A 24,782-nucleotide genomic window follows, 5' to 3' on the forward strand; every position below is an offset into this window, starting at 1 on the left:
ACCGTGGTGGTCGTGGGTTCGAGCGTCGTGATGACCGGCCGCGCGGCCCCCGCCGCGACGACGACAACCGTGGCGGCGGTTTCCGGCGCGACGACCGTGACCGGGACCGTGGGCCCCGTCGTGATGACGACCGTGGTGGGTTCCGTGGCCCGCGCCGGGATGATGACCGTGGTGGGTTCCGTCGGGATGACCGGCGTGACGACAACCGTGGCGGCGGTTTCCGGCGCGACGACCGTGACCGGGACCGTGGTCCGCGTCGTGATGATGACCGTGGTGGTCGTGGGTTCGAGCGTCGTGATGACCGGCCGCGCGGCCCCCGCCGCGACGACGACAACCGTGGTGGCGGCTTCCGGCGCGATGACCGTGACCGGGACCGTGGGCCCCGTCGGGACGACAACCGCGGTGGGGGTTACCGCGGGCAGCGGGACGACCGCGGTGGCCGGGGCGGTTACCGGGGGCGTGACGACCGTGGCGGGTACGAGCGGCGCGACGACCGGGACCGCGAGCCCATCAAGCGGCTCCCGATTCCCGAGGACGTCACCGGTGACGAGATCGACAAGGACGTGCGGCAGGAGCTGATGAGCCTGCCGAAGACCCTGGCCGAGGACGTCTCCCGGAACCTCGTCATGGTGGCCCGGCTGATCGACGAGGACCCCGAGCAGGCGTACGCGTACTCGCGGATCGCGCTGCGGCTGGCCTCCAGGGTCGCCGCCGTGCGTGAGGCGGCCGGGTTCGCCGCGTACGCGACGCAGAAGTACTCCGAGGCGCTGGCGGAGTTCCGGGCGGCGAAGCGGATGACCGGTTCCGTGGAGCTCTGGCCCGTCATGGCCGACTGCGAGCGCGGACTCGGGCGGCCCGAGCGCGCGATGGCCATGGCCGGCGAGCCCGAGGTGCAGAAGCTCGACAAGGCCGGACAGGTCGAGATGCGGCTGGTGGCGGCCGGGGCCCGCCGGGACATGGGGCAGCTCGACGCCGCCATCGTCACGCTGCAGAGCCCCGAGCTCGCGTCGAGCGCCGTGCACCCGTGGACGGCGCGGCTGCGCTACGCGTACGCCGACGCACTGCTGGCCGCAGGGCGCGAGGACGAGGCGCGCGAGTGGTTCGGCAAGGCGCTGGAGGCGGACAAGGACGGCTCCACGGACGCCTCGGACCGGCTCGCGGAGCTGGACGGTGTCGAGTTCGTCGACGCCCTCGATGACGACGAGGACGAGGACGGCACCGTTGTCGCCCCGGCCGCCGCGGACGCCGACAAGGGTGAGGACGAGAAGAGCGAGACGGACGAAGGCACCGACAGGGCCGAGGACGGGGACGACGCGCCCCGGGCGTGAGACATGACGGAGGGCGGCACCCCGGGAAGGGGTGCCGCCCTCCGTTGTTGGCGCGGGTCAGTCGAGGGCGAGGCTGCGCAGGACGAGGCCGGTGGCCGGCTTGGGGCCGAAGGAGGTCGACTTGCGGGGCATCGTGACGCCCTGCCGGGCGAGGTCGCGGACGACCTCCTCCCGTACCGGATGCATCAGGACCGCTGTCGCGCCGAGGCGCTCGGCCTGCTCGACGGCGGCCGCGCCGTCGTGGATGTACGAGATGTGCTCCGGGGCGTCGGGGATTCGCCAGACATGGTCGAGCAGGGCCGAGTGCAGGACAGTCGCGTCCAGGGTCTGCCAGGCGGCCGGGCGGTCGGTGGGAACCGTGCGGGCCAGCAGGGCGGCGTCCGGGCGGTCGACGAGATGGAAACCGCCGTCGCCCGCGAGCAGGAACGCGTTGCCTTCCGCGGCGGCTTCCCCGAGCGCTTCCAGGGCCTGCGGGAGCGGCCCGTCCAGGTCCCGGACGCGGAAGAGGCCGTCCAGCGCCGCGAGCGCGTCGGCGACCGGGAGGCGGCGCAGCAGCCGGTGGATGGCGCGCACCCGGAGCGGGTAGCGGGCGGTGTCGACCAGGAGGACCAGGCCGAAGTCCCAGGGACCGCGATCGGTGTGTTCCCGCTGCAGCCGCAGATACGTGGCCCAGCGGTGGTGGCCGTCGGCGATCAGGGCCTGACGGCGGGCCAGATCGGTGTCGATCTCGGCCCGGTCGTCGGGGTCGGTGATCGCCCAGAGCCGGTGGCGGAAGCCGTCCTCGGTGGTGGTGGCGAGCAGCGGAGGGCGGTCCACGGTCCGTTCGATGACGGCGGTCGCACCCGGACCGCCGTCATCGCTGCGGTAGGTGAGCAGCAGCGGTTCGAGGTGGGCGGCCGTCGTGCGCATCAGGTCGGCCCGGTCCTCGACGACATCGGACATCACGTCCTCGTGCGGCAGGACGATGCCGTCGGCGGGCCCGGAGAGTTCGAGGGCGCCCACGATGCCGCGTTGCAGGATCTCCGCGTTGCGTTGCTCGTAGACGTACAGGGCCGGCTCGGCGTCGGGTGCGAGGACACCCTCGGCGAGCCAGCGGTTCAGGGTCTCGGCCGCCTGCTCGTGGCGGGCGGCGGCGGTGTCGGCCTGGGGCAGGATCAGCCGGACGATGTTGTGCGGATCCGCCGATTCCAAGTGGTGCAGCCCGTCGGGTCGAACGACGACGTCGTACGGCGGTGAGGTCACCGCGGAGAGGCTGCCGACCTGTTCGGGGACGTATCGCAGTCCACGGAACGGGATCAGGCGCAGCCCCTGGTCGGCCGGACTTGGTGTGTTCATTTCTGCATCGTATGCGGGGGGATCCGGTGAGCGACGGGCGATGAGCGATGATCGGACGGAAGCATGGAACGAGGAGTGCGACGGATGAGTCAGGTGAGCAGCAGCGGACCGAGGGGAAGCAGCACCGCGTTGTACGAGGCGTACGACACGGCGCTGCTCGATCTCGACGGAGTGGTGTACGCGGGCGGGCGGGCGATCGTCCACGCCGTCGACTCGTTGGGGACGGCGCGGGACGGCGGGATGCACCTGGCGTACGTGACCAACAACGCCCTGCGGACCCCGGCGGCGGTGGCCGAGCACCTCACCGAACTGGGGATTCCGGCCGAACCCACCGACGTGATCACCTCGGCGCAGGCCGTGGCCCGGCTGATGGCCGACCAACTGCCCGCCGGGTCGAGGGTGTTGGTGGTGGGCGGCGAGGGGCTGCGCGTCGCGCTGCGGGAGCGGGGCCTGGTGCCGGTGGAGTACGCGGACGACGAACCGGTCGCGGTGGCGCAGGGGTACGGCGGTCCGGACATGGCCTGGGGGCGGTTCGCCGAGGCCGCGTACGCGATCGCGCGCGGGGCGACGTGGTTCGCGTCCAACACCGACCTGACGATTCCGGGCGCCCGGGGCATCGCGCCGGGCAACGGGGCGGCGGTGGAGGTCGTACGGATCGCCACCGGGGCCGAACCGCAGGTCGCCGGGAAGCCGCTGCAGCCGATGCACCGGGAGACGGTGCTGCGGACCGGGGCCGAGCGTCCGCTGGTGGTCGGGGACCGGCTGGACACGGACATCGAGGGCGCCTTCAACGGCGGTGTGGACTCCCTGCTGGTGCTCACCGGGGTCACGGACGCGGCGCGGCTGGTGGCCGCGGGGCCGAGGCACCGCCCCACCTACGTGGACGCGGACCTGCGGGGGCTGCTCACCGGGCAGCCCGAGGTGACGGAGACCGGCCACGGCTTCGTGTGCGGGGACTGGACGGCGTCGGCGCGCGGGGACGAACTGGTGCTGGAGGGGGACGGGAACGTGCTCGACGGGCTGCGGGCGCTCTGCGGGGCGGCCTGGTCGCACGCCGGGGACGGCCCGTGCGGGCTGGACACGGGCAAGGCGGTCTCGCGGCTGGGGCTGTGACGGGGCACGGGACGGAGAACAGGACCGGTACGGAGCGCGGGGCCAGGGCGGGGAGCAGGACCGGTACGGAGCGCGGGGCGCGGCGGGCGGTCCGGCCCGGAACCCGGACGCGGTGGAGGGTAGGCTAACCTAACTTCGCTCTGTTCGGTAAGCCGTCGTCCGGACGACGACCCACCGAGCGGGCGGAACCGGGCCCGGCCCGGCCGCCGCCCGGGGGCGAAGAACACCCCCTCGCACCCGCCCGCCTCCGACTCCGGGAGTACGACCATGCAGCGCCTCACCGCGGACTCGGTGACCCTCGGCTACGACCGGCGGGTCATCGCGGAGAACCTGTCGGTCGAGATACCCGACAACTCGTTCACGGTGATCGTCGGCCCCAACGCCTGCGGCAAGTCGACCTTGTTGCGGGCGCTGTCCCGGATGCTGAAGCCGGAGAGCGGGCGGGTGCTCCTGGACGGGCAGGCGATCCACTCGATGCCCGCGAAGAAGGTTGCCAGGACGCTGGGGCTGCTGCCGCAGTCCTCCATCGCGCCGGACGGCATCACCGTCGCCGACCTCGTCGGGCGGGGCCGGTACCCGCACCAGGGGCTGCTGCGCCAGTGGTCGCCGGACGACGAGCGCATCGTCGGGGAGTCGATGGCGGCGACGGGGGTCGACGCGCTGGCGGATCGCTATGTCGACGAACTGTCCGGCGGGCAGCGGCAGCGGGTGTGGATCGCCATGGCGCTCGCCCAGCAGACGCCCCTGCTGCTGCTCGACGAGCCGACGACGTACCTCGACATCCAGCACCAGATCGACGTCCTCGACCTCTGCGCGGAGCTGCACGAGACGCAGGGGCGCACCCTGGTGGCCGTGCTGCACGATCTGAACCACGCCGCGCGGTACGCCACTCACCTCGTCGCGATGCGGGACGGCGAGGTGGTCGCCGAGGGGGCACCGGGCGAGGTCGTCACCGCGGAGCTGGTGGAACGGGTCTTCGGGCTGCGGTGCCAGGTCATCGACGACCCGGAGACCGGGACCCCGCTGGTCGTGCCGGCCGCGCGCAGGCCGCGCGGCGGCGGGGTGGAGGCGGCCGACGCGCAGGTCGGCGCGGTCGCCGGGGGCTGAGCCCACGGGCGGCCCTCTCCCGGCCCCGCCCCGCCGCATCGCACCGCCGTGTCGCACCGGCCCGGCCCGGTCCCGCCGCCATGGCACTGACCGTCGCAGCAGGCAGCAGCAGTGCGCCGCTCTACAGCAGTGATCTGAGCCTCAGCAGGTCCCGGAAGCCGGCCTCCAGCCGGACCCGGCCCGAGCCCCAGGCCCTGGCGAAGTTCAGGTCGCCGTCCACCATCGCCACCAGGTCGTCCCCGGTCATCGCGAGTCGGATCTCGGCCTTTTCCCGGGGCGGGCCGTCCACCGTGTCCAGGACCCGGATCCGGCCGTCGGCCAGCCGGCCGGTGAACGTGACGTCGAGGTCCTTGATATGACAGCTCAGCGATCGGTCGAGGGCCGCCGCGTCGCGCACGTCGCCGTCGGCACCCGCGAGGTTGTCGGAAAGTCTGTCGAGCGCGCTGCGGCACTCAGCCATGGTCGCCATCGTGACCGACGGTACCCCAGCCCTTCGCGGTAGCGTTTCCGCATGAGCGACTCGATGCCGGAACAGGGGACGACCGCAGCGCCGACGGCGTCCGGGGGCGTGGCGCGGGACCCGTCCGGCGGGAGCCCGGTCCCCGACGGCGCGGGGGTGCCGCTCGACCCGGCCGCGCCCGCCCCCCTCGGCGTTCCGCGCACCGCCACCGGCGACGCCGGGGTGGACGCGGGGCTGGCGCGTCTCGCCGACGCGGACCACCTCCCGACGGAGGGACACGTCGAGGTGTACGAGGATGTACACCGCGGACTGCGCGAAACGCTGACCGCGCTGGACGCCGGGCCCGTGCCCGCGCCGGTCCCCCCGTACGACCACAGGAGCTGAACCGAACGTGGCAGGAGTGGCACGTCGCCGTCTCGACGCCGAACTGGTGCGCCGCAAACTCGCGCGCTCGCGCGAGCACGCGAGCCAGTTGATCGCCGCCGGGCGGGTGACCGTCGGCGGGAACACCGCGACCAAACCCGCCACCCAGGTCGAGACCAGCGCGGCCGTCGTCGTCATCAAGGACGACAGCGACCCCGAGTACGTCTCGCGCGGCGGGCACAAGCTCGCGGGCGCCCTCGCCGCCTTCGTGCCCCTCGGGCTGACGGTCGAGGGCCGGCGGGCCCTGGACGCCGGGGCCTCGACCGGCGGCTTCACCGACGTGCTCCTGCGGGCCGGCGCCGGTCATGTCGTCGCCGTGGACGTCGGTTACGGGCAGCTCGCCTGGTCGCTCCAGTCCGATGCGCGCGTCACCGTCAAGGACCGTACCAATGTGCGGGAGTTGACGCTGGAGGCGATCGACGGGCAGCCGGTGGACCTGGTGGTCGGCGACCTGTCGTTCATCCCGCTGGGCCTGGTCCTGCCCGCCCTGGCGCGCTGCGCCGCCCCCGACGCGGACCTGGTCCTCATGGTCAAGCCGCAGTTCGAGGTCGGCAAGGAACGGCTCGGCAGCGGCGGCGTGGTGCGCAGCCCCGAGCTGCGGGCCGAGGCGGTACGGGAAGTGGCGCGCCGGGCCCGGGAGCTGGGCCTCGGGGTGCGGGGAGTGACGGCGAGCCCGCTGCCGGGCCCGTCGGGGAACGTCGAGTACTTTCTCTGGCTGCGGGCCGGAGCACCTGAACTGGATCCCGCGGATGTCGACCGTGCAGTGGCGGAGGGGCCTCGTTGACGACGAATGCGGCACGAATGACGACGAACACGGCACGAACCGTTTTTCTTCTGGCACACACCGGCCGCCCGGCCGCGATCCGCAGTGCCGAACTGGTCGTACAGGGACTGCTGCGCAACGGCCTGGGCGTACGGGTGCTGGCCACCGAGGCGGCCGACCTGCCGCTGCCGCCGGCCGTCGAGACGGTCACGGACACCACGCCCAGGGCCGTGGACGGCTGCGAACTGCTGATCGTGCTCGGCGGGGACGGGACGCTGCTGCGCGGCGCCGAGTTCTCCCGCGCGTCCGGGGTGCCGATGCTCGGCGTCAACCTCGGCCGGGTCGGTTTCCTCGCCGAGGCCGAGCGGGACGACCTGGACAAGGTCGTCGACCGGGTCGTCACCCGGGCCTACCAGGTCGAGGAACGCATGACCCTCGACGTCCTCGTGCACAGCAACGGCGACGTCGTCCACACCGACTGGGCGCTCAACGAGGCGGCCGTGCAGAAGGTGTCGCCCGAGCGGATGCTGGAGGTCGTCCTGGAGATCGACGGCCGCCCCGTGACCGGGTTCGGCTGCGACGGGATCGTCTGCGCCACTCCGACCGGATCGACCGCCTACGCCTTCTCGGCGGGCGGGCCCGTCGTCTGGCCCGAGGTGGAGGCGCTGCTGATGGTGCCGATCAGTGCCCACGCGCTGTTCGCCAAGCCGCTGGTGACCTCGCCCACCTCGGTGCTGGCCGTCGAGGTCCAGCAGCACACCCCGCACGGGGTGCTCTGGTGCGACGGGCGCAGGACCGTGGAGCTGCCCGCCGGGGCGCGGGTCGAGGTGCGCCGCGGCGCGGTGCCCGTACGGCTCGCACGGCTGCACCACGCCTCGTTCACGGACCGGCTGGTCGCCAAGTTCGCCCTGCCGGTCTCCGGGTGGCGGGGCGCACCGCACTGAGCGACGGACATTCCCCCGGAGGTGTTGCGAATCCTTCGTGTACACACGGGAGAGTGAGTGCAGGGGGGCGGGGTCCGTCGCACATCGGGGCCCGGACCTCGTAAGGTCGTCTCCGTGTTGGAGGAGATGCGGATACGGTCGCTCGGAGTCATCGACGACGCGGTGGTGGAGCTGTCACCCGGCTTCACCGCGGTGACGGGTGAGACCGGCGCGGGCAAGACCATGGTCGTCACCAGTCTGGGGCTGCTGCTCGGCGGGCGCGCCGACCCGGCCCTGGTACGGATCGGGGCCAAGGCCGCCGTCGTCGAGGGCCGGATCACGGTGGCCGACGGCGACACCGTCGCCCTGCGGGCCGAGGAGGCCGGGGGCGAGATCGAGGACGGCGCGCTGCTGATCAGCCGCACGGTTTCCGCGGAGGGGCGCTCCCGGGCGCATCTCGGCGGCCGGTCCGTGCCGGTCGGGGTGCTCTCCGAGCTCGCCGACGAACTCGTCGCCGTGCACGGCCAGACCGACCAGCAGGGGCTGCTCAAGCCCGCCCGGCAGCGGCAGGCGCTCGACCGGTACGCGGGTGACGGCGTCGCCGTGCCGCACGCCGAGTACGCCGCGGCGTACCGGCGGCTGCGGGCCGTCGCCACCGAGCTCGACGAGCTGACCACCCGGGCCCGGGAACGCGCCCAGGAAGCGGATCTGCTGCGCTTCGGGCTGAACGAGATCGCCGCGGTCGAGCCCCTGGCCGGTGAGGACGCCGACCTGGCGGCCGAGGCGGAACGGCTCGGCCACGCAGAGGCGCTCGCCTCCGCGGCGTCCCTCGCGCACACCGCGCTCGCGGGCAACCCCGAGGACCCCGAGGGCATCGACGCGACGACCGTGGTCGCGGCGGCGGGCCGGTCCCTGGACGCGGTGCGCGCCCACGACCCGGCGCTGGCGGCGCTCGCCGACCGGATCGGCGAGATCTCGATCCTGCTCTCCGACGTGGCGGGCGAACTGGCCGGGTACGCCGATCAGTTGGACGCGGACCCGTTGCGGCTCGCCGCGGTCGAGGAGCGCCGCGCCGCGCTCACCGCGCTCACCCGGAAGTACGGCGAGGACATCACCGCCGTGCTCGCCTGGGCCCGGGAGGGCTCCGCCCGGCTCGCCGAGCTGGAGGGCGACGACGACCGCATCGGCGAGCTGACGGCGGAGCGGGACGCGCTGCGCGCCGAACTCTCCGTCCTGGGGCAGTCGTTGACCGACGCGCGGAACCGTGCCGCGGCGCTCTTCGCCGAGGCCGTGACCGCGGAGCTGGCCTCGCTCGCCATGCCGCACGCCAGGGTCTCCTTCGCCATCCGGCAGATCGAGGCGGCCGACGAGGCGTCCGGCATCGAGATCGACGGCCGGAGCGTGGCCTACGGGCCGTCCGGCGCCGACGAGGTCGAACTGCTGCTGGCCCCGCACCCCGGGGCCCAGCCGCGGCCGATCGCCAAGGGGGCCTCGGGCGGTGAGCTGTCCCGGGTGATGCTGGCCGTCGAGGTGGTCTTCGCGGGCGCCGACCCCGTGCCCACGTACCTCTTCGACGAGGTCGACGCGGGCGTCGGCGGCAAGGCCGCGGTCGAGGTCGGACGGCGGCTCGCCAAGCTCGCCAGGTCCGCGCAGGTCGTCGTCGTCACGCACCTGCCGCAGGTGGCGGCGTTCGCGGACCGGCAGCTGCTGGTGGAGAAGACGGTCGACGGGGCGGTGACCAGCAGTGGGGTCACGGTCCTGGAGGGCGAGGACCGGGTACGGGAGCTGTCGCGGATGCTCGCGGGCCAGGAGGACTCCCAGACGGCACGGGCCCACGCGGAGGAACTGCTGGCCGCGGCACGGGTGGAGGGCTGAGGCGCCCCCGTGCGGGGTTCCACCCGTACGGGGTCCCGCCGGTGCCGGTACGCGTCGGTCGTGCCCGGCGGCGCCCTGCGTAGCCTGGCGGGCATGGGAGTGACATTCGGCGGGGTCATGGTGTCCGGCGCGGTCTCGGCGGCCGTCGCGACGGGCGTGTACCGGGCGTTGCGGGTCCGGCCGCGCGGGCGCTGGCAACGCGTCAACCACGCGGGCCGGACCGTCGACCTGTACGCCGGGCCCGCCGCGGTGCTCGGTACCGCAGCCGGCGCGGCGGTGCTGCCCCTGCCGGCCCGTACCCGGTACGGCGCCGTGCTCGCCGTGCTGGCGGCCGGTGGCTGCGGCGCGTACGACGACTTCGCGGGGGCGGGCGATCCGCGCCGCGGATTCCGCGCCCACCTCGGCGCGCTGCGCGACGGCGAGGTGACCAGCGGCGCGGTGAAGCTCCTCGGCATCGGGGCCGCCGGGCTCGCGGCCGGTGCGCTGCTCCGGGAACGGCCCGTCGACCGGGTGCTCGCCGCGGTCGTGATCGCCGGGGGCGCGCACCTGGTCAACCTGACGGACGTACGGCCCGCGGCCGCCGCCACGACCGTGTTCGCCCTCGGCGCGCCGGGGCTGTGGCGCGGCGGGCTCACCGCCGCACCGCTGGGGGCCGTGGCGGCGCTCGTCGCCGACGACCTGGGGGAGCGGACCATGATCGGGGACGCCGGGGCCCACGCCCTGGGGGCGGCCCTCGGGGTCGCGGTCGTCGCGGCCGGGGGCCGGGCCGGACTCGTCGCCCACGCGGCCGGGCTCGTCGCGGCGGCGGTGCACGGGGACCGGATCAGCCGGCTCGCCCGGACGCTGCCGGACCGCTGACGGAGGGGGTTTCTCCCGTCGGCGGGGCCCCGTCCTCCTGACAGTTGGTCAACAGTGCGCCGGTTTATCACCCGTGAGAGTGGTAGGGCGTGTGCCGTTGTTGCGATGTGGGCAGGAACGGCGCCCCGACCGTGCCGGAACGTGCGTACGGACTGGCATCCTTGGCGGTGCAATCACCGCCGACTCGGGAGCCCCGGGAGCCATTCAACGTGTCACAGCTGCGTACGGTCCAAGTCCTGGGCGGCGGCAGCGCGGGCAGCAGCGCCCACGTCGGTTCGCTGACCGCGGGACTGGTGGCGAGGGGCGTGCACGTCACCGTCTGCGCCCCCGCCGAACTGGACCGCGCCCACGACTACTCCGGCACGGGAGCCCTCTTCGCCCCCGTGCCGCGACGCAGCGACCCCGCCGCCGTCGCCGCCCTGCGCGCCGCCTGCGCGACGGCGGACGTGGTCCACGCGCACGGCCTGCACGCCGCCGTGCGCGCCTCCCTCGCGCTCGGCGGCCTGGACATCCCGCTGGTCGTCACCTGGCACGCCCGTGCCCTCGCCGAGGGCGCCCGCGCCCGACTGCTGCGCCTGATGGAACGAAGGGCCGCCCGCGCGGCCGCGGTCGTGCTCGGTACGACGTCGGAACTGGTCGACCGGGCGCGGAGCCGGGGCGCGCGCGACGCCAGGCTCGCGCCCGTCTCCGCCCCCGCGCCCCGCCGGCCCGACCCGAACCCCGACCGGGCCGACAAGGCGAGGGCCGAACTCGGCGTGGTCGAACGGCCGTTGATCGTGTCGTACGGGAGCCTCGTGCCGCATCACGGGTACGGCACCCTGCTCGACGCCGCGCGGCTGTGGTGCGACCTCGACCCCGCGCCGCTGCTGGTCATCGCGGGCGAGGGGCGGGAGCGGGCCGCCCTGCAGCGCCGGATCAGGAACGAGGAGCTGTCGGTCCGGATCGTCGGCGACCACGACGACACCACCGGGCTCCTCGCCATGGCCGACCTGGCCGTGCTGTCCAGCAGCTGGGAGGCGCGTTCGGTGCTGGCCCAGGAGGCGCTGCGGCTCGGTGTGCCGCTGGTCGCCACCGCGGTCGGCGGGGTGCCCGAACTCGTCGGTGACGCCGCGGAACTCGTGCCGTGCGAGGACCCCGAGGCGCTCGCGCGGGCGGTGGCCGGACTGCTCTGCGATCCGCGCCGGCGCGAGCAACTGGCGGCGGCGGGGCCGGTGCAGGCCGCGACCTGGCCCACCGAGGACGACACCATCGCCCAAGTGCTCAGCGTCTACGACGAGTTGACCCAGCCGCTGGCGACACGGGGGCGATGAGCCCGGCCCTACGGGGTGTGGCGGCGGGCCCGCAGGGCCAGGCTCAGGGCCAGGACCGCCTGCGGGTCGTCCAGATCGGTGCCGAGCAGCTCACCGATCCGGGCCAGCCGGTTGTACAGCGTCTGACGGTTCAGGTGCAGCTCCCGCGCGGTCTCCGCCTTGCGGCCCGCGTGGGCCAGATACGTCTCCAGGGTCGGCAGCAGCGGAGGGCGCGAGGCGCGGTCGTGGTCGCGCAGCGGACCGATCGCCCGGTCCACGAACGCCGCCAGGTCCGGATGGTCCCGCAACCGCCACAGCAGCAGGTCGATGTCGAGGCGCCGGGCGTCGTACCAGGGCCGGTCGCTGAGCCCGTGCGCGGCCGTCGCCGTCTCCGCCGCGTGCCGCAGTCCCGCGCCGGCCGCCGCCCAGCCGCCCGCCACCCCCACCACCACGACCGGCGGATGCGACCCGGCGCGCTCCAGACCGGCCCGTTCCACCCCCGCCCGCAGCGCCGCCGCGACCCGGTCCGCGACCGCCGTGCGCTCCGTCTCGGACCGCAGCCCGAGCAGCACCGGTACCCGGCCCTCCACGGGGCGCACGCCGAGCAGCACCGGCACCCCCACCGACGCGAGCTCCTCCAGCACCGCCCGCGCCAGCAACGCCCAGTTCCCCGACACGGACAGTTCGGGCGCCAGCCGCATCACGACCGGCAGCAGCGGCATGTCGCCCGGCTTGAAACCCAGGACACGGGCCTGCGCCGGGGCGTCCTCCGGGGTGATCCGGCCCTCGGCGAGGTCGGTGAGGAAGTCGCCCCGGCCGCGGGCCGCGAGCTCCTCCTCCTGACGGGCCTGCATCAGCACGACGGCCAGGATCCCCGCCGCCCGCTCCGCCGCCATCCGGTGCACGGTCACCAGCGGCCCGGACACCGCCAGCAGCACCAGCCGGGCCCGTACCGAACCCGTTCCGGGGCCGCCGCCCGGCACGTCCACCAGCACCGAACCGGTGGGCGGGGTCTCACGGGCCGCCCGGCCGCCGCGCATCCCCTCCCACACCTGGAGCGGATCGGCGCCGACCGTGCCGGACCCGGGGCCCGCCGCGTACAGCAGCTGGCCGTCCGCCGTCTCCAGGAAGACCGGGTTGGCGGTGAAGTCCGCCAGGATGCCCAGCACCTGGGGCACCCCGCCACCGCCGAGGAGCGCCTCCGTGCACCGGCGGTGCACGTCCTCGGCCTGCCGCAGCAGGGCGTAGTGGCCGTTGACGATCTCGGTGTGGATCTCCTCGGTCACCGTCACGAACGGCACCTCGCGGTGCAGCTGCACCAGCGGCAGCCCCGCGGCGCGGGCGGCGTCCACTATCGACGCGGGCAGCCTGCTGAAGCGCGGCCCGAGCTCGACCACCAGGGCGGCGATCTTGCGGTCGGCGAGCCTGCGGACGAAGGCGCGCTGCTCGGTGGGGCGGGTGCCGAGCCCCAGACCGGTGGTCAGCAGCAGCTCGCCGCCCTTGAGCAGCGAGGCGATGTTGGGGACCTCGCCCGCGTGCACCCAGCGCACCGTACGGTTCAGCCGGTCGGTGCCGGCCACCACCTCCGGGAGCCCGCTGCGCAGCCCCGGCAGCTCCAGCGCCCGCTGCACGGTGATTCCGCCTTGCGTCTCCACTGCCTCTGGCCTCGCGCTTCCACTCGGATCGGACGGGCGATCGCCCTGTTCAGGAAGGTACCCGGTTCCGGAGGGCCGGGGGGACGGGAGAAGCAGGGGAGGCCGTTGACAGGGGCGGGCACCGCTGCGATCTTGTGACCGCCGCCCGGTTCCGGCCGCGCGGCCTCACATCGGAACCCGGACCTGGAGCAGACGTGGGCGACGACGCACCGGCGGGCACGAGCGGCCCGGGGCCCTCCGGCCCACTGGTCGGAACCGACTGGCTGGGGCCGCGGCTGAACCGGCCGGGGCTGGTGGTCCTCGACGCCTCCGTGGGCGCGCACCGGGGGGCGAGGCTGCGGATCCCCGGCGCGAGGGCCTTCGACATCGACGGGGCGCTGTCCGACCACGACGGGCCCCTGCCCCACACGATGCCCGCCCCCGACCGGTTCACCGAGGAACTGCGCTCCCTGGGCGTGCACGACACCGACACCGTCGTCGTCTACGACTGCGCGGGCATCTACTCCAGCGCCCGCGCCTGGTGGATGCTGCGCGCGATGGGCTTCGACCGGGCCGCGGTGCTCGACGGCGGCCTGCCCGCCTGGACGGACGCCGGACTGCCGGTGGAGGACGCAAAGGCGGCGGGGCCCGGCCCCGCGGTGGCCCGCGGCGACTTCACCGCCCGGCCGCGCCCGGAGCTGTTCGTCGACGGCGCGGAGGTGGCGGCGGCCCTGTCCGACCCCGGCGCGGCCGTCCTCGACGCCCGTTCCCGGGAACGGTTCGCCGGCACGGTCGCCGAGCCCCGGCCGGGGCTGCGCGCCGGACACATGCCGGGCGCGGTCAACCTGCCCTTCGACGAGGTCCGGCGCGACGGCCGGATGCGCCCGGCGGACGAACTGCGCGAGATGTTCACCGCCCTCGCCGGGGAGCGCGAGCGGCTGCTGTTCAGCTGCGGATCGGGCGTCACCGCGTGCGTCGTGGCGCTCGGCGCCGTACTGGCGGGCTACGGCGACACGGCCGTGTACGACGGGTCCTGGAGCGAATGGGGGCTGCCGTCGGAGCGCCCCGTCGTGACCGGGACGGACGCCGCCGCCCCACCGCGCTGAGAGGGGTTCCTCCCCGGGCGGGTGCCGCACCGCCGGCGAGGCGGCGCCGGACGGGACGACGGCTTCCTCGACCCGGTCCGGGCTCCCCGCCCGCCGCCCGTCGGCCGCACGGTGGAGGTCACCGGGGCCGACCGGGCAGGGGGCGGGGCACTCACCGTCGGTTCAACCGGCGTACGCCCCGCTCGCCGTCAGCCGCAGCGCGGTGTCGATCAGCGGCACGTGGCTGAACGCCTGGGGGAAGTTGCCCACCTGGCGCTGGAGCCGGGGGTCCCACTCCTCCGCGAGCAGGCCCAGGTCGTTGCGCAGGGCCAGCAGCCGTTCGAAGAGCTGGCGCGCCTCGTCGACCCGGCCGATCATCGCCAGGTCGTCCGCCAGCCAGAACGAGCAGGCCAGGAACGCGCCCTCGTCGCCCTCCAGGCCGTCGACGCCCGCGTCCTCGCCCGCGGTGGGGTAGCGCAGCACGAAGCCGTCCTCGGTGGACAGCTCGCGCTGGATCGCCTCGATCGTGCCGATCACACGCTTGTCGTCCGGCGGCAGGAAGCCCATCTGCGGGATCAGGAGCAGGGAGGCGTCCAGCTCCCGCGAGCCGTAGGACTGGGTGAAGGTGTTGCGCTCCGGGTCGTAGCCCCGTTCGCAGACATCCCGGTGGATCTCGTCGCGCAGCTCCCGCAACCGCTCCAGCGGGCCCTCCGCGTCCCCGGACTCGATCAGCTTGATGGTGCGGTCGACGGCGACCCAGGCCATCACCTTCGAGTGGACGAAGTGGCGGCGCGGGCCGCGCACCTCCCAGATGCCCTCGTCCGGCTCGTCCCAGTGCTTCTCCAGGTACTCGATCAGCTTGAGCTGGAGGCCGGTCGCGTAGTCGTTGCGGGTCAGCCCGGTCATGTGGGCGAGGTGGAGCGCCTCGGTGACCTCGCCGTACACGTCCAGCTGGAGCTGGCCCGCCGCGCCGTTGCCGACCCGGACCGGGGCCGAGTTCTCGTAGCCGGGCAGCCAGTCCAGCTCGGCCTCGCCCAGCTCGCGCTCGCCCGCGATCCCGTACATGATCTGCAGGTTCTCCGGGTCGCCGGCGACCGCCCGCAGCAGCCACTCGCGCCAGGCGCGGGCCTCTTCCCGGTAGCCGGTGCGCAGCAGCGAGGAGAGGGTGATCGCGGCGTCGCGCAGCCAGGTGTAGCGGTAGTCCCAGTTGCGGGAGCCGCCGATGTCCTCGGGAAGCGAGGTGGTCGGCGCGGCGACGATGCCGCCGGTCGGCGCGTACGTCAGCGCCTTGAGGGTGATCAGGGAGCGGACCACGGCCTCCCGGTAGGGCCCGTGGTACGTGCACTGTTCGACCCACTCGCGCCAGAAGTCCGCGGTCGCGTCCAGCGAACCCTCCGGGTCCGGCAGGCCCGGCGGCTCGCGGTGCGAGAGCTGCCAGCTGATCGTGAACGCGATCCGGTCGCCCGGCGCGACCGTGAAGTCGGAGTACGTCGTCAGGTTCTCGCCGTAGGTGTCGGCGGGGGTGTCCAGCCAGACCGAGTCCGGGCCGGCGACGGCGACCGTGCGGCCGTCGACCTTGTGGACCCAGGGGGTGACCCGCCCGTAGCTGAACCGCATCCGCAGCTCCGAACGCATCGGCACGCGGCCGCTGATCCCCTCCACGATCCGGATCACCTGCGGCGCGCCGTCGCGCGGCGGCATGAAATCGGTCACTCTGACCGTTCCGCGGGGTGTGTCCCACTCCGACTCCAGGATGAGGGAGTCACCGCGATAGCGGCGGCGGTCCGCGGCCTGCGGTTCGGCGCCGTCCGCCCGCGCGGGACCCAGGCGCCAGAAGCCGTGCTCCTCAGTACCCAGCAGTCCCGCGAAGACGGCGTGCGAATCGAAGCGGGGAAGGCACAGCCAGTCCACTGTGCCGTCCCGGCAGACCAGGGCGGCGGTCTGCATGTCTCCGATGAGTGCGTAATCCTCGATGCGCCCGGCCACGTGCGTCTCCAGTCGAACGGCCATGTCGCCCCGTAGGGCATTACTGCGGGTCAAGAGGTCGTCGCAAGGCGTGTGGTGGGAACCTGCGAACGTGTCACCTCGCCCGGGGCAAGTGTCCGAGCAGGATACGACGCACTCCGATGATCTGCGCGACGGTCTTGACAACACGTCTGACCCGAACGGGTGTGTGCGCGGACACCCGTGGTGATCATGCGAGGTGGGTGTCGGTGACGTCGCCGGAAGCGGGCTCTCCTCCGCGCTGATACCCTGGTAGCCCGTGGACCGGTGGTCGTCCGCAACCGCAGACGAGGCCCCCGAACCGCAGCGACGGCGCCTCCGGAGTCTCCGGACAAGAACGCCGGTACGCACCTCACGATCGCGACCACGGGAGCCCCCTTTGGCTATGCAGCCCACATCCACGACGACCAAGCACATCTTCGTCACCGGGGGTGTCGCCTCTTCCCTCGGCAAGGGTCTGACTGCCTCCAGCCTCGGTGCCCTGCTCAAGGCGCGTGGCCTCCGGGTCACCATGCAGAAGCTCGACCCGTACCTGAACGTCGACCCGGGCACGATGAACCCGTTCCAGCACGGTGAGGTGTTCGTCACCAACGACGGCGCCGAGACCGACCTGGACATCGGCCACTACGAGCGCTTCCTCGACGTCGACCTCGACGGCTCCGCCAACGTCACCACCGGCCAGGTCTACTCGCAGGTGATCGCCAAGGAGCGGCGCGGCGAGTACCTCGGTGACACCGTGCAGGTCATCCCGCACATCACCAACGAGATCAAGCACCGCATCCGCCGCATGGCCACCGACGACGTCGACGTCGTGATCACCGAGGTCGGCGGCACGGTCGGCGACATCGAGTCGCTGCCGTTCCTGGAGACCGTCCGCCAGGTCCGCCACGAGGTCGGCCGGGACAACGTCTTCGTCGTGCACATCTCGCTGCTGCCCTACATCGGCCCGTCCGGCGAGCTCAAGACCAAGCCGACCCAGCACTCCGTCGCCGCCCTGCGCAACATCGGCATCCAGCCCGACGCCATCGTGCTGCGCGCCGACCGCGACGTGCCGACCGCCATCAAGCGCAAGATCTCGCTGATGTGCGACGTCGACGAGGCCGCCGTGGTGGCCTGCGTGGACGCCAAGTCGATCTACGACATCCCGAAGGTGCTGCACACCGAGGGCCTGGACGCCTACGTCGTGCGCAAGCTCGACCTGCCGTTCCGCGACGTCGACTGGACGACCTGGGACGACCTGCTGGACCGCGTCCACAACCCCGACCACGAGATCACCGTCGCGCTCGTCGGCAAGTACATCGACCTGCCCGACGCCTACCTCTCGGTCACCGAGGCCATCCGGGCCGGCGGCTTCGCCAACAAGGCCCGGGTCAAGGTCAAGTGGGTCGCGTCCGACGACTGCAAGACCCCGGCGGGCGCCGCCCGGCAGCTCTCCGACGTCGACGCGATCTGCGTCCCCGGCGGCTTCGGCGACCGCGGTGTCAACGGCAAGATCGGCGCCATCCAGTACGCCCGTGAGAACAAGGTGCCGCTGCTCGGCCTCTGCCTCGGCCTGCAGTGCATCGTGATCGAGGCGGCGCGCAACCTCGCCGAGATCCCCGACGCCAACTCCACCGAGTTCGACGCCGCCACCGCGCACCCCGTCATCTCGACGATGGAGGAGCAGCTGGCGTACGTCGAGGGCGCGGGCGACCTGGGCGGCACCATGCGGCTCGGGCTGTACCCGGCGAAGCTCGCCGAGGGCTCGCTGGTCCGCGAGGCGTACGACGACCAGCCGTACGTGGAGGAGCGCCACCGCCACCGCTACGAGGTCAACAACGCCTACCGGGCCGAGCTGGAGAAGAAGGCCGGTCTGGTCTTCTCCGGCACCTCCCCGGACAACAAGCTCGTCGAGTACGTCGAGTACCCGCGCGAGATCCACCCCTACCTGGTCGCCACCCAGGCCCACCCGGAGCTCCGCTCCCGCCCGACCCGCCCGCACCCGCTCTTCGCGGGCCTGGTCAAGGCGGCCGTCGAGCGCAAGGTCGCCGCCGCCTCGGGCAAGTAGTCCGGCGCCGCACAGGCATTAACGTTGACCGGGGTACGGATCCACTGAGGATGCGTGCCCCGGTTTCTGTTTTTCGTGGGAGGACGTAGATGGGTTTCCAGGACACGCCCGAGGAGTGGCAGGTCACCGCGACCGAGACACCCTTCACCGGCAACAAGACCAGCGTCCGCACCGACGAAGTGGTGATGCCGGACGGCACGGTCGTGCGCCGCGACTACCAGGTCCACCCGGGCTCGGTCGCCGTGCTCGCGCTCGACGGGGAGAACCGGGTCCTCGTCCTGCGCCAGTACCGCCACCCGGTGCGCCACAAGCTCTGGGAGATCCCGGCCGGACTGCTCGACGTCCCCGGCGAGAACCCGCTGCACGCCGCCCAGCGCGAGCTGTACGAGGAGGCGTACGCCAAGGCCGAGGACTGGCGGGTGCTGACCGACGTCTACACCACGCCGGGCGGCTGCGACGAGGCCGTACGGATCTTCCTGGCCCGGAACCTCTCCGAGGCCGACGGGGAGCGCTTCGAGGTCTCCGAGGAGGAGGCGGACATGGAGCTGGCCCGGGTGCCGCTCCAGGAGCTGGTGCGGGGCGTGCTCGCGGGGGAGCTGCACAACAACTGCCTCGTCGTGGGCGTCCTCTCGCTCGCGGCGGTGCTCGCGGGCGACGGGATCGACTCGCTGCGCCCGGCCGACGCGCCGTGGCCGGCCCGCCCGTTCGAGGCCTGACGGGGCGCGGTCGGCGGACCGCGGACACCGGGGACCGACCGCGGGCCCGGGGTGTTCCGGGGCCCTGCGGTCCGCCGTACGGGCCGTCGAAGTCCCTTGATCGGAAAAGATGATGATCCGATCGGGGGACCTCCGCGTCGTGCTCCACCGAAATCGCCCACGCGCCTGAACTACGCTCGGAACGCCCTGTCCGGAGCCCCGGCGGGCGACGCGTGCAGCGAAGTGGAGCGTGGCCCGTGACGGATCAGGCGGTGGACACCAGCGGCCCGGCCGAGGCGGCGGGTACCGAGGAGCCGTCCGGCGCCGCCCCGCCCCGAATCCTGGGCCGCGAACGCGAGTTGAAGCAGCTGCGGGCCGACATCGAACGGACCGGCCTGGACACCCTGGCCGGCCGCAAGGCCGCCCGCGCCCGGGTCCTGCTGATCGCCGGACGCCCCGGCTCCGGACGCACCGCGCTCGCCGGTGAACTCGCCCGCGGTCTGCTCGCCGACGGCGGCCACCCGGACGGACTGCTCCGAGCCAGGCTCACCGACCCCGACGGCATGCCGGTACCCACCGAGCGCACCGCCCGCGAACTGCTCGGCCGGCTGGGGGTGACGGGACCGCCCGGCGCGGACGGCGACGAACTCTCCGAGCTGCTCCGCCGTGAGCTCGCCGACCGCCGCGTCCTGCTGCTCCTGGACGACGCGGCGGACGCGGAGCAGGTGGACCCGCTGCTGCCCGACAACCCGGACTGCCTGGTCGTCGCCACCTCCGAGGGGCCGCTGACCGGGATTCCCGACGTCCGCCCCTGCACCATCGGCGGTCTGGACCCGGGCGCCGCCGTGAAGATGCTCGCCCGCACCATCGGACAGGTCAGGATCACCGTCGACCCGCGGACCGCCGAGAGCCTGGCCGAGGAGTGCGGCGGGCTGCCGGCCGCCCTGGTCATGGTCGCCGGACTGCTCGCCGCCCAGCCCATGGCGTCGGTCGCCGACATCACCGGACAACTGCGCGAGCTGCCGGAGGAAACCGACCAGCCCACCGGCTCCCGCCCGCTGACCCGGGTCTTCCGGCTGGTCCACGACTTCCTGCCGGCCACCGCCGCCCGGATACTGCGCCTGCTCGCCCTGGCCCCCGCCGGGCTCGTCGACGCCCACACCGCCTCCGCGCTGGCCGGCTGCTCCGTCTCGGCCGCCCAGCGGACCCTCGACGACTTCGTGGCCCTGGGACTGCTGCGCAGCAACGGGGCCGGCCGGCCGCAGTACGAGCTGCCCGGCTGCCTCGCCCCGCTGCTGCGGGCGCTGCTGGAGGCGCAGGAACGCCCGGCGGAGATCCAGCTCGCCGGTGCCCGGCTGCTGGAGCGGACCGTGCGGCTGCTGCAGTCCTGCCGGGCGACCACCGACCCGGAGGGCTCCCCGGCCCGCCGCAAGCTCGCCGGGCTGCCGCGGTCGCTGCGCTTCCCCAACCCCGAGGCAGCCGCCGAATGGCTGCGGACCCGCCGCCCGGCGCTGCTGGCCTCGGCCGCGATGGCCGTCGAGGACGGCGAACTCGACACGCTGGCCAGGCGGTTGGTCGCCGCCCTGGTACGGGCGCTGGCCGCGCACCAGGGCACCGAGGCCGCCGCCCCCGACCTGTACGGGCTGCACGGCCTGGTGCTGGCCGTCGCCGAACGGCGCGACCTGCCGCGCGAGCGGGCCGCCGCCCTCCTCAACCTCGCCGACCTCGACGCCGGGACCGGCCGCACCCGGGAGGCACTGGCCCGGTACCGGGCCGCGCTGGACGCCGGACGGGAGGCGAAGGACCCGTACGCCACCGGCCGCGCGATGGAATCCGTGGGCGGCGCCTACGCCGAGCTGGGCGACTACCAGCGGGCCGCCGACTGGTACGGCCGGGCGCTGGCACAGCGGCTCACCCAGGGGGAGCGGACCGACGAGGCGCGGCTGTACGGGCGGCTCGGCGCCGTCCACACCTACGCCGGGCGGTACGGCGAGGCGCTGCGGAACTGGCGGGCCGCGGCGGCCGGGTACCGCAGGCTCGGCGACGTGCCCGCCCAGGCGCGGGCGCTGAGCGAGGCGGCCCGGGTCCAGGAGTACGCGGGCCGGCCGCGCGAGTCGCTGCACACCTGCCGGGAGGCCGTCGAATGGGCCAGGCGGGCCGGTGACGTGCGGCTGCAGGCGGCGCTGGAGCTCCGGCTGGCCGACACCCTCGACCGGCTCGGCGACCCGGCTGCTGCGGGCCTGCACCGGGGCGTGGCCGACAGATTGCTGGAGCAGAAGGGTCCGACCTGCGAAATCCGTAGTGCGGCGACAGAAAAATAATGCTTTGTAAGGCTAGACAGTACGAAACCCTTCATTAGACTGGCTGTGCCGCGTGCGTTCGCGGTGTCTCCATTTACGTAGCGTCTATCCGGGTATGTATGGGTATGCCCGGGTAGCCCTCTGAGCCAAGGACCGTGATCGACGTGAAGGTCGGCATCCCCCGCGAAGTCAAGAACAACGAGTTCCGCGTGGCGATCACGCCTGCCGGTGTGAACGAGCTCGTCCGCCACGGCCACCAGGTCGTCGTCGAGCAGAACGCCGGTGCCGGTTCCTCCATCACGGACGAGGAGTACGTGGCCGCGGGGGCGCAGATCCTGCCCACCGCCGACGAGGTCTGGGCCACCGCCGACCTGCTGCTCAAGGTCAAGGAGCCGGTCGCCGAGGAGTACCACCGCCTGCGCAAGGACCAGACGCTCTTCACCTACCTCCACCTCGCCGCCTCCCGCGAGTGCACCGACGCACTGCTGGAGTCGGGCACCACCGCCATCGCCTACGAGACGGTCGAGACCGCGAACCGCGCGCTCCCGCTGCTCGCCCCGATGTCCGAGGTCGCGGGTCGGCTGGCCCCGCAGGTCGGCGCCTACCACCTGATGCGCTCGGTCGGCGGCCGTGGCGTGCTGCCGGGCGGCGTCCCGGGCACGGCGGCCGGCAAGGCGGTCGTCATCGGCGGCGGCGTCTCCGGCTGGAACGCCACCCAGATCGCCGTCGGCCTCGGCTTCCACGTCACGCTGCTCGACAAGGACATCAACAAGCTCCGCGAGGCGGACAAGATCTTCGGCACCAAGGTGCAGACGGTCGTCTCCAACGCCTTCGAGCTGGAGAAGGCGGTCGTCGAGGCCGACCTCGTCATCGGTGCCGTGCTCATCCCCGGCGCGAAGGCCCCGAAGCTGGTCACCAACGAGCTCGTCGCCAAGATGAAGCCCGGAAGTGTACTTGTCGACATCGCGATCGACCAGGGCGGCTGCTTCGAGGACTCGCACCCGACGACCCACGCCGAGCCGACCTTCAAGGTCCACAACTCGGTCTTCTACTGCGTCGCGAACATGCCGGGCGCGGTGCCGAACACCTCCACGTACGCCCTCACCAACGCCACGCTGCCGTACATCGTCGAGCTCGCCAACCGCGGCTGGGCCGAGGCGCTGCGCCGTGACGCCGCGCTCGCCAAGGGCCTCAACACCCATGACGGCAAGGTCGTCTACCGCGAGGTGGCCGAGGCGCACGGCCTGGAGCACGTCGAGCTGAGCGCGCTCCTCGGCTGACGTCCTTCCGGCGGCCCGAGGGGTCGCGGCGGGAAGGCGCCCCACCTCCCGTCAACTTCATGCGTCCGGCCGGACCTTGCCGAGCAAGGTCCGGCCGGACGCATGTCAAGGCCCGTGCGGAGCGCGTTCAACTCGTCTCGAACGTAACTCTTCAACCGATTCGTACACCGGTTAAAAGTGCGCCGTGATGGCCACATGCCCTTGACAGGGAGGTGTTCGATTGCCGACACATCGGGCCGGGTCCGGCGGATTGTGTTGCTGCGAAGCGGTGACACGCCATAGAGTCGCCAATCGTCGGCATGGTGCCACGCTGACCTATCGATAAGTTTCCTGGTCACATCCAAGGAGGTAAGACGACTTGTGAATGAGTCGACATTTACTCCCGGGGGTGTACAACCAGGGATGCCTGCGCGGGGCCAGAGCCCGAACGGGCTGGAGGCTGTCGGCTCCGTCGCTGTCCGCGCCTTCTCCACCCAACAGCACATGACGACAGCCCCCCAGATGATGGACGGCCTACACGTGAACGCCATGGCCGGCAACGAGAGTGGCCGGGAGACCGCCCGCTTCGCCGACTTCGACGAGGTGCCCCAGGGGCACTTCTACGACCCCGACGCCGAGTACGAGCCCGATCCGGAGTACGCGGCCACCCTCGCGCCCGACGCTGCCCGTCAGCGCCGCGAGCGGATCGGCCCGACCGGTCGGCCCCTGCCCTACTTCCCGATCCCGGGCCCGCTGACCGACCACGGTCCCGCGAAGATCATCGCGATGTGCAACCAGAAGGGCGGCGTCGGCAAGACCACGTCGACCATCAACCTGGGTGCCGCGCTCGCGGAGTACGGACGCCGTGTCCTGCTCGTCGACTTCGACCCGCAGGGAGCCCTGTCGGTCGGACTCGGCGTGAACCCGATGGAACTCGACCTCACGGTCTACAACCTGCTCATGGAGCGGGGCATGTCGGCCGACGAGGTCCTGCTGAAGACCGCGGTCCCCAACATGGACCTGCTGCCCAGCAACATCGACCTGTCCGCCGCCGAGGTGCAGCTGGTGAGCGAGGTCGCCCGGGAATCCACGCTGCAGCGCGCCCTGAAGCCGCTGATGGCCGATTACGACTACATCGTGATCGACTGTCAGCCCTCGCTGGGCCTGCTCACCGTGAACGCCCTGACGGCCGCCCACAAGGTCATAGTGCCGCTCGAGTGCGAGTTCTTCGCGCTGCGCGGTGTGGCGTTGCTCACCGAGACCATCGAGAAGGTCCAGGAGCGGCTCAACCCCGACCTGGAGCTCGACGGCATCCTCGCCACCATGTACGACTCCCGCACGGTGCACAGCCGCGAGGTCCTCGCGCGCGTCGTCGAGGCGTTCGACGACCACGTCTACCACACGGTCATCGGGCGCACCGTGCGCTTCCCGGAGACCACGGTCGCCGGTGAACCCATCACCACGTACGCCTCCAACTCGGTCGGTGCCGCCGCCTATCGCCAGCTCGCCAGGGAGGTGCTCGCCCGGTGTCACGCCGAGTGAGTCTGCCCGGGGCCGACGAACTGTTCCGTACCACCGGGGGAATGGGGCTGCAGGCCTCGTCCCCCGGGGACCGGCGGCGCAAGGCGAACGGCGAGGCCCGGGTGCCGGGCCCCGCCGGTGAGAGCGACCCCGGGGCGGACGCAACCGGGACGGACACCGCGGAGGGGACCGCGGGCGCACCGCGCGAGGAGCACTCCGCGGCGGGCGCCGACGCGGGGGAGTCGCGCAGCCGCGGCGGCGAGGGCGACCGGGTCGCGGCGGCCGCACAGGCGGGGCGCAGGCCCCAGCAGTCCGCCCCGCCGGCCGCGCAGGAGGCGGCGCCCGCGGTCCAGCAGCAGCGAGGACGCGGCGGACGCGGGGCCAACCGCAGGCCCAGCGGCCGCGAGCGCCACGACGAGAAGATCACCGTCTACGTCTCGGCCGAGGAACTGATGGACCTGGAGCACGCGCGCCTCGTGCTGCGCGGGGAGCACGGGCTCGCCGTCGACCGCGGACGGATCGTCCGCGAGGCGGTCGCCGTCGTCCTTGCGGACCTGGAGTCGCGGGGCGACGCGAGCATCCTCGTACGGCGGCTGCGCGGCCGCTGACGGGGCCGCGCCCCGTAACCCCGGCGGGCCCCGCACGACGGAGCCGCCGAGCCGCCGGAGACGTTCCGGCACGGCCGTACGCGGACGCCCCGGCCCGCGGCGCACCGAGTCCGACGCCGCGCCGCCGGGGACCGCGGGGCAGCCCTGTACGCCCT

20 protein-coding genes and 1 pseudogene are annotated in these 24,782 nt (G+C 73.3%); 17 read left to right on the plus strand and 4 right to left on the minus strand.

The features are described from left to right. Window positions 1-579 (plus strand): annotated as a pseudogene (locus tag ABZZ04_RS15475) (hypothetical protein); the annotation flags it as partial. Then, window positions 579-1,328: a tetratricopeptide repeat protein gene (locus ABZZ04_RS15480; RefSeq protein ID WP_356932712.1), complete on the plus strand. Its 750-nt coding sequence runs from the start codon at window positions 579-581 to the stop codon at window positions 1,326-1,328. The pseudogene ABZZ04_RS15475 and the gene ABZZ04_RS15480, both read left to right, overlap by 1 nt. A gap of 57 nt (window positions 1,329-1,385) precedes the next feature. Here the strand turns inward: ABZZ04_RS15480 and ABZZ04_RS15485 are convergent, their stop codons facing one another. Next, window positions 1,386-2,663: a DUF1015 domain-containing protein gene (locus ABZZ04_RS15485; RefSeq protein WP_356932713.1), complete on the minus strand. Its 1,278-nt coding sequence runs from the start codon at window positions 2,661-2,663 to the stop codon at window positions 1,386-1,388. An 84-nt stretch (window positions 2,664-2,747) separates the two neighbouring features. Here ABZZ04_RS15485 and ABZZ04_RS15490 point away from each other — a divergent pair, with 84 nt between their 5' ends. Together ABZZ04_RS15490 and ABZZ04_RS15495 are read left to right on the plus strand one after the other, a co-directional pair. Further along, window positions 2,748-3,776, plus strand: a complete 1,029-nt coding sequence (locus ABZZ04_RS15490; RefSeq protein WP_356932714.1) for an HAD hydrolase-like protein — start codon at window positions 2,748-2,750, stop codon at window positions 3,774-3,776. A 267-nt stretch (window positions 3,777-4,043) separates the two neighbouring features. After that, the gene (locus ABZZ04_RS15495) at window positions 4,044-4,883 is read left to right on the plus strand and encodes an ABC transporter ATP-binding protein (RefSeq protein ID WP_356932715.1); all 840 of its coding nucleotides are present in this window, start codon (window positions 4,044-4,046) and stop codon (window positions 4,881-4,883) included. Window positions 4,884-5,004: 121 nt separating this feature from the next. Here ABZZ04_RS15495 and ABZZ04_RS15500 read toward each other — a convergent pair whose 3' ends face one another. Then, window positions 5,005-5,352, minus strand: a complete 348-nt coding sequence (locus ABZZ04_RS15500; RefSeq protein ID WP_356932716.1) for an SCP2 sterol-binding domain-containing protein — start codon at window positions 5,350-5,352, stop codon at window positions 5,005-5,007. A 42-nt stretch (window positions 5,353-5,394) separates the two neighbouring features. Between ABZZ04_RS15500 and ABZZ04_RS15505 the strand changes: the two genes are divergently transcribed. The 6 genes from ABZZ04_RS15505 (at window position 5,395) to ABZZ04_RS15530 (ending at window position 11,495) form a co-directional block, all read left to right on the plus strand. Then, complete coding sequence (locus ABZZ04_RS15505) at window positions 5,395-5,727, plus strand: hypothetical protein (RefSeq protein WP_356932717.1); 333 nt, start codon at window positions 5,395-5,397, stop codon at window positions 5,725-5,727. 7 nt (window positions 5,728-5,734) lie between these two features. Then, the gene (locus ABZZ04_RS15510) at window positions 5,735-6,550 is read left to right on the plus strand and encodes a TlyA family RNA methyltransferase (protein WP_148833919.1); all 816 of its coding nucleotides are present in this window, start codon (window positions 5,735-5,737) and stop codon (window positions 6,548-6,550) included. A 17-nt stretch (window positions 6,551-6,567) separates the two neighbouring features. Further along, window positions 6,568-7,473 (plus strand): NAD kinase, encoded by a 906-nt coding sequence (locus tag ABZZ04_RS15515; RefSeq protein ID WP_148833917.1) that lies wholly within the window; start codon window positions 6,568-6,570, stop codon window positions 7,471-7,473. Window positions 7,474-7,599: 126 nt separating this feature from the next. Beyond that, entirely contained in the window at window positions 7,600-9,327 is a 1,728-nt protein-coding gene (gene recN / locus ABZZ04_RS15520) for a DNA repair protein RecN (protein ID WP_356932847.1), read from the plus strand. Window positions 9,328-9,420: 93 nt separating this feature from the next. Next, window positions 9,421-10,185: a hypothetical protein gene (locus ABZZ04_RS15525; protein ID WP_356932718.1), complete on the plus strand. Its 765-nt coding sequence runs from the start codon at window positions 9,421-9,423 to the stop codon at window positions 10,183-10,185. A gap of 209 nt (window positions 10,186-10,394) precedes the next feature. Then, window positions 10,395-11,495, plus strand: a complete 1,101-nt coding sequence (locus ABZZ04_RS15530; protein ID WP_356932719.1) for a glycosyltransferase family 4 protein — start codon at window positions 10,395-10,397, stop codon at window positions 11,493-11,495. Window positions 11,496-11,503: 8 nt separating this feature from the next. On the opposite strand, the gene ABZZ04_RS15535 is transcribed toward ABZZ04_RS15530, so the two are convergent. Beyond that, window positions 11,504-13,129, minus strand: a complete 1,626-nt coding sequence (locus ABZZ04_RS15535; protein ID WP_356932720.1) for a PucR family transcriptional regulator — start codon at window positions 13,127-13,129, stop codon at window positions 11,504-11,506. Between the two features lie 194 nt (window positions 13,130-13,323). On the opposite strand from ABZZ04_RS15535, the gene ABZZ04_RS15540 reads away from it, so the two are divergent. Next, window positions 13,324-14,214 carry a sulfurtransferase gene (locus ABZZ04_RS15540; protein WP_356932721.1) on the plus strand — a complete coding sequence of 297 codons (891 nt, stop codon included), beginning with the start codon at window positions 13,324-13,326 and terminating at the stop codon, window positions 14,212-14,214. Window positions 14,215-14,376: 162 nt separating this feature from the next. Here ABZZ04_RS15540 and ABZZ04_RS15545 read toward each other — a convergent pair whose 3' ends face one another. After that, a complete protein-coding gene (locus ABZZ04_RS15545; RefSeq protein ID WP_356932722.1) occupies window positions 14,377-16,203 on the minus strand; it encodes a glycoside hydrolase family 15 protein in 1,827 nt (608 codons plus the stop codon). A gap of 379 nt (window positions 16,204-16,582) precedes the next feature. Between ABZZ04_RS15545 and ABZZ04_RS15550 the strand changes: the two genes are divergently transcribed. The 6 genes from ABZZ04_RS15550 (at window position 16,583) to ABZZ04_RS15575 (ending at window position 24,627) form a co-directional block, all read left to right on the plus strand. Continuing rightward, window positions 16,583-18,244, plus strand: coding sequence for a CTP synthase (locus tag ABZZ04_RS15550; protein ID WP_148833904.1), 1,662 nt, complete (start codon window positions 16,583-16,585; stop codon window positions 18,242-18,244). 89 nt (window positions 18,245-18,333) lie between these two features. Further along, window positions 18,334-18,960, plus strand: coding sequence for an NUDIX hydrolase (locus tag ABZZ04_RS15555; RefSeq protein ID WP_148833902.1), 627 nt, complete (start codon window positions 18,334-18,336; stop codon window positions 18,958-18,960). 236 nt (window positions 18,961-19,196) lie between these two features. Next, the gene (locus ABZZ04_RS15560; protein WP_356932723.1) at window positions 19,197-21,260 is read left to right on the plus strand and encodes a tetratricopeptide repeat protein; all 2,064 of its coding nucleotides are present in this window, start codon (window positions 19,197-19,199) and stop codon (window positions 21,258-21,260) included. Between the two features lie 143 nt (window positions 21,261-21,403). Beyond that, window positions 21,404-22,519 (plus strand): alanine dehydrogenase, encoded by a 1,116-nt coding sequence (gene ald, locus ABZZ04_RS15565; protein ID WP_356932848.1) that lies wholly within the window; start codon window positions 21,404-21,406, stop codon window positions 22,517-22,519. A 402-nt stretch (window positions 22,520-22,921) separates the two neighbouring features. Continuing rightward, the gene (locus tag ABZZ04_RS15570) at window positions 22,922-24,040 is read left to right on the plus strand and encodes a ParA family protein (RefSeq protein WP_148833898.1); all 1,119 of its coding nucleotides are present in this window, start codon (window positions 22,922-22,924) and stop codon (window positions 24,038-24,040) included. Further along, window positions 24,037-24,627, plus strand: coding sequence for a hypothetical protein (locus ABZZ04_RS15575; RefSeq protein ID WP_356932849.1), 591 nt, complete (start codon window positions 24,037-24,039; stop codon window positions 24,625-24,627). Before ABZZ04_RS15570 ends, ABZZ04_RS15575 begins: the two co-directional genes overlap by 4 nt. Window positions 24,628-24,782: the final 155 nt, after the last annotated feature.

This window comes from Streptomyces sp. NPDC006435 (assembly GCF_040612315.1).
Classification (GTDB): Bacteria; Actinomycetota; Actinomycetes; order Streptomycetales; family Streptomycetaceae; genus Streptomyces.

Coding starts and splice junctions, on each gene's coding strand:
- ABZZ04_RS15485 (WP_356932713.1), bottom strand. CDS start 2,663: ATGAACACACCAAGTCCGGCCGACCAGGGGCTGCGCCTGATCCCGTTC.
- ABZZ04_RS15495 (WP_356932715.1), top strand. CDS start 4,044: ATGCAGCGCCTCACCGCGGACTCGGTGACCCTCGGCTACGACCGGCGG.
- ABZZ04_RS15490 (WP_356932714.1), top strand. CDS start 2,748: ATGAGTCAGGTGAGCAGCAGCGGACCGAGGGGAAGCAGCACCGCGTTG.
- ABZZ04_RS15545 (WP_356932722.1), bottom strand. CDS start 16,203: ATGGCCGTTCGACTGGAGACGCACGTGGCCGGGCGCATCGAGGATTAC.
- ABZZ04_RS15505 (WP_356932717.1), top strand. CDS start 5,395: ATGAGCGACTCGATGCCGGAACAGGGGACGACCGCAGCGCCGACGGCG.
- ABZZ04_RS15480 (WP_356932712.1), top strand. CDS start 579: ATGAGCCTGCCGAAGACCCTGGCCGAGGACGTCTCCCGGAACCTCGTC.
- ABZZ04_RS15570 (WP_148833898.1), top strand. CDS start 22,922: ATGCCTGCGCGGGGCCAGAGCCCGAACGGGCTGGAGGCTGTCGGCTCC.
- recN (WP_356932847.1), top strand. CDS start 7,600: ATGCGGATACGGTCGCTCGGAGTCATCGACGACGCGGTGGTGGAGCTG.
- ABZZ04_RS15500 (WP_356932716.1), bottom strand. CDS start 5,352: ATGGCGACCATGGCTGAGTGCCGCAGCGCGCTCGACAGACTTTCCGAC.
- ABZZ04_RS15555 (WP_148833902.1), top strand. CDS start 18,334: ATGGGTTTCCAGGACACGCCCGAGGAGTGGCAGGTCACCGCGACCGAG.
- ABZZ04_RS15515 (WP_148833917.1), top strand. CDS start 6,568: ATGACGACGAACACGGCACGAACCGTTTTTCTTCTGGCACACACCGGC.
- ABZZ04_RS15550 (WP_148833904.1), top strand. CDS start 16,583: ATGCAGCCCACATCCACGACGACCAAGCACATCTTCGTCACCGGGGGT.
- ABZZ04_RS15525 (WP_356932718.1), top strand. CDS start 9,421: ATGGGAGTGACATTCGGCGGGGTCATGGTGTCCGGCGCGGTCTCGGCG.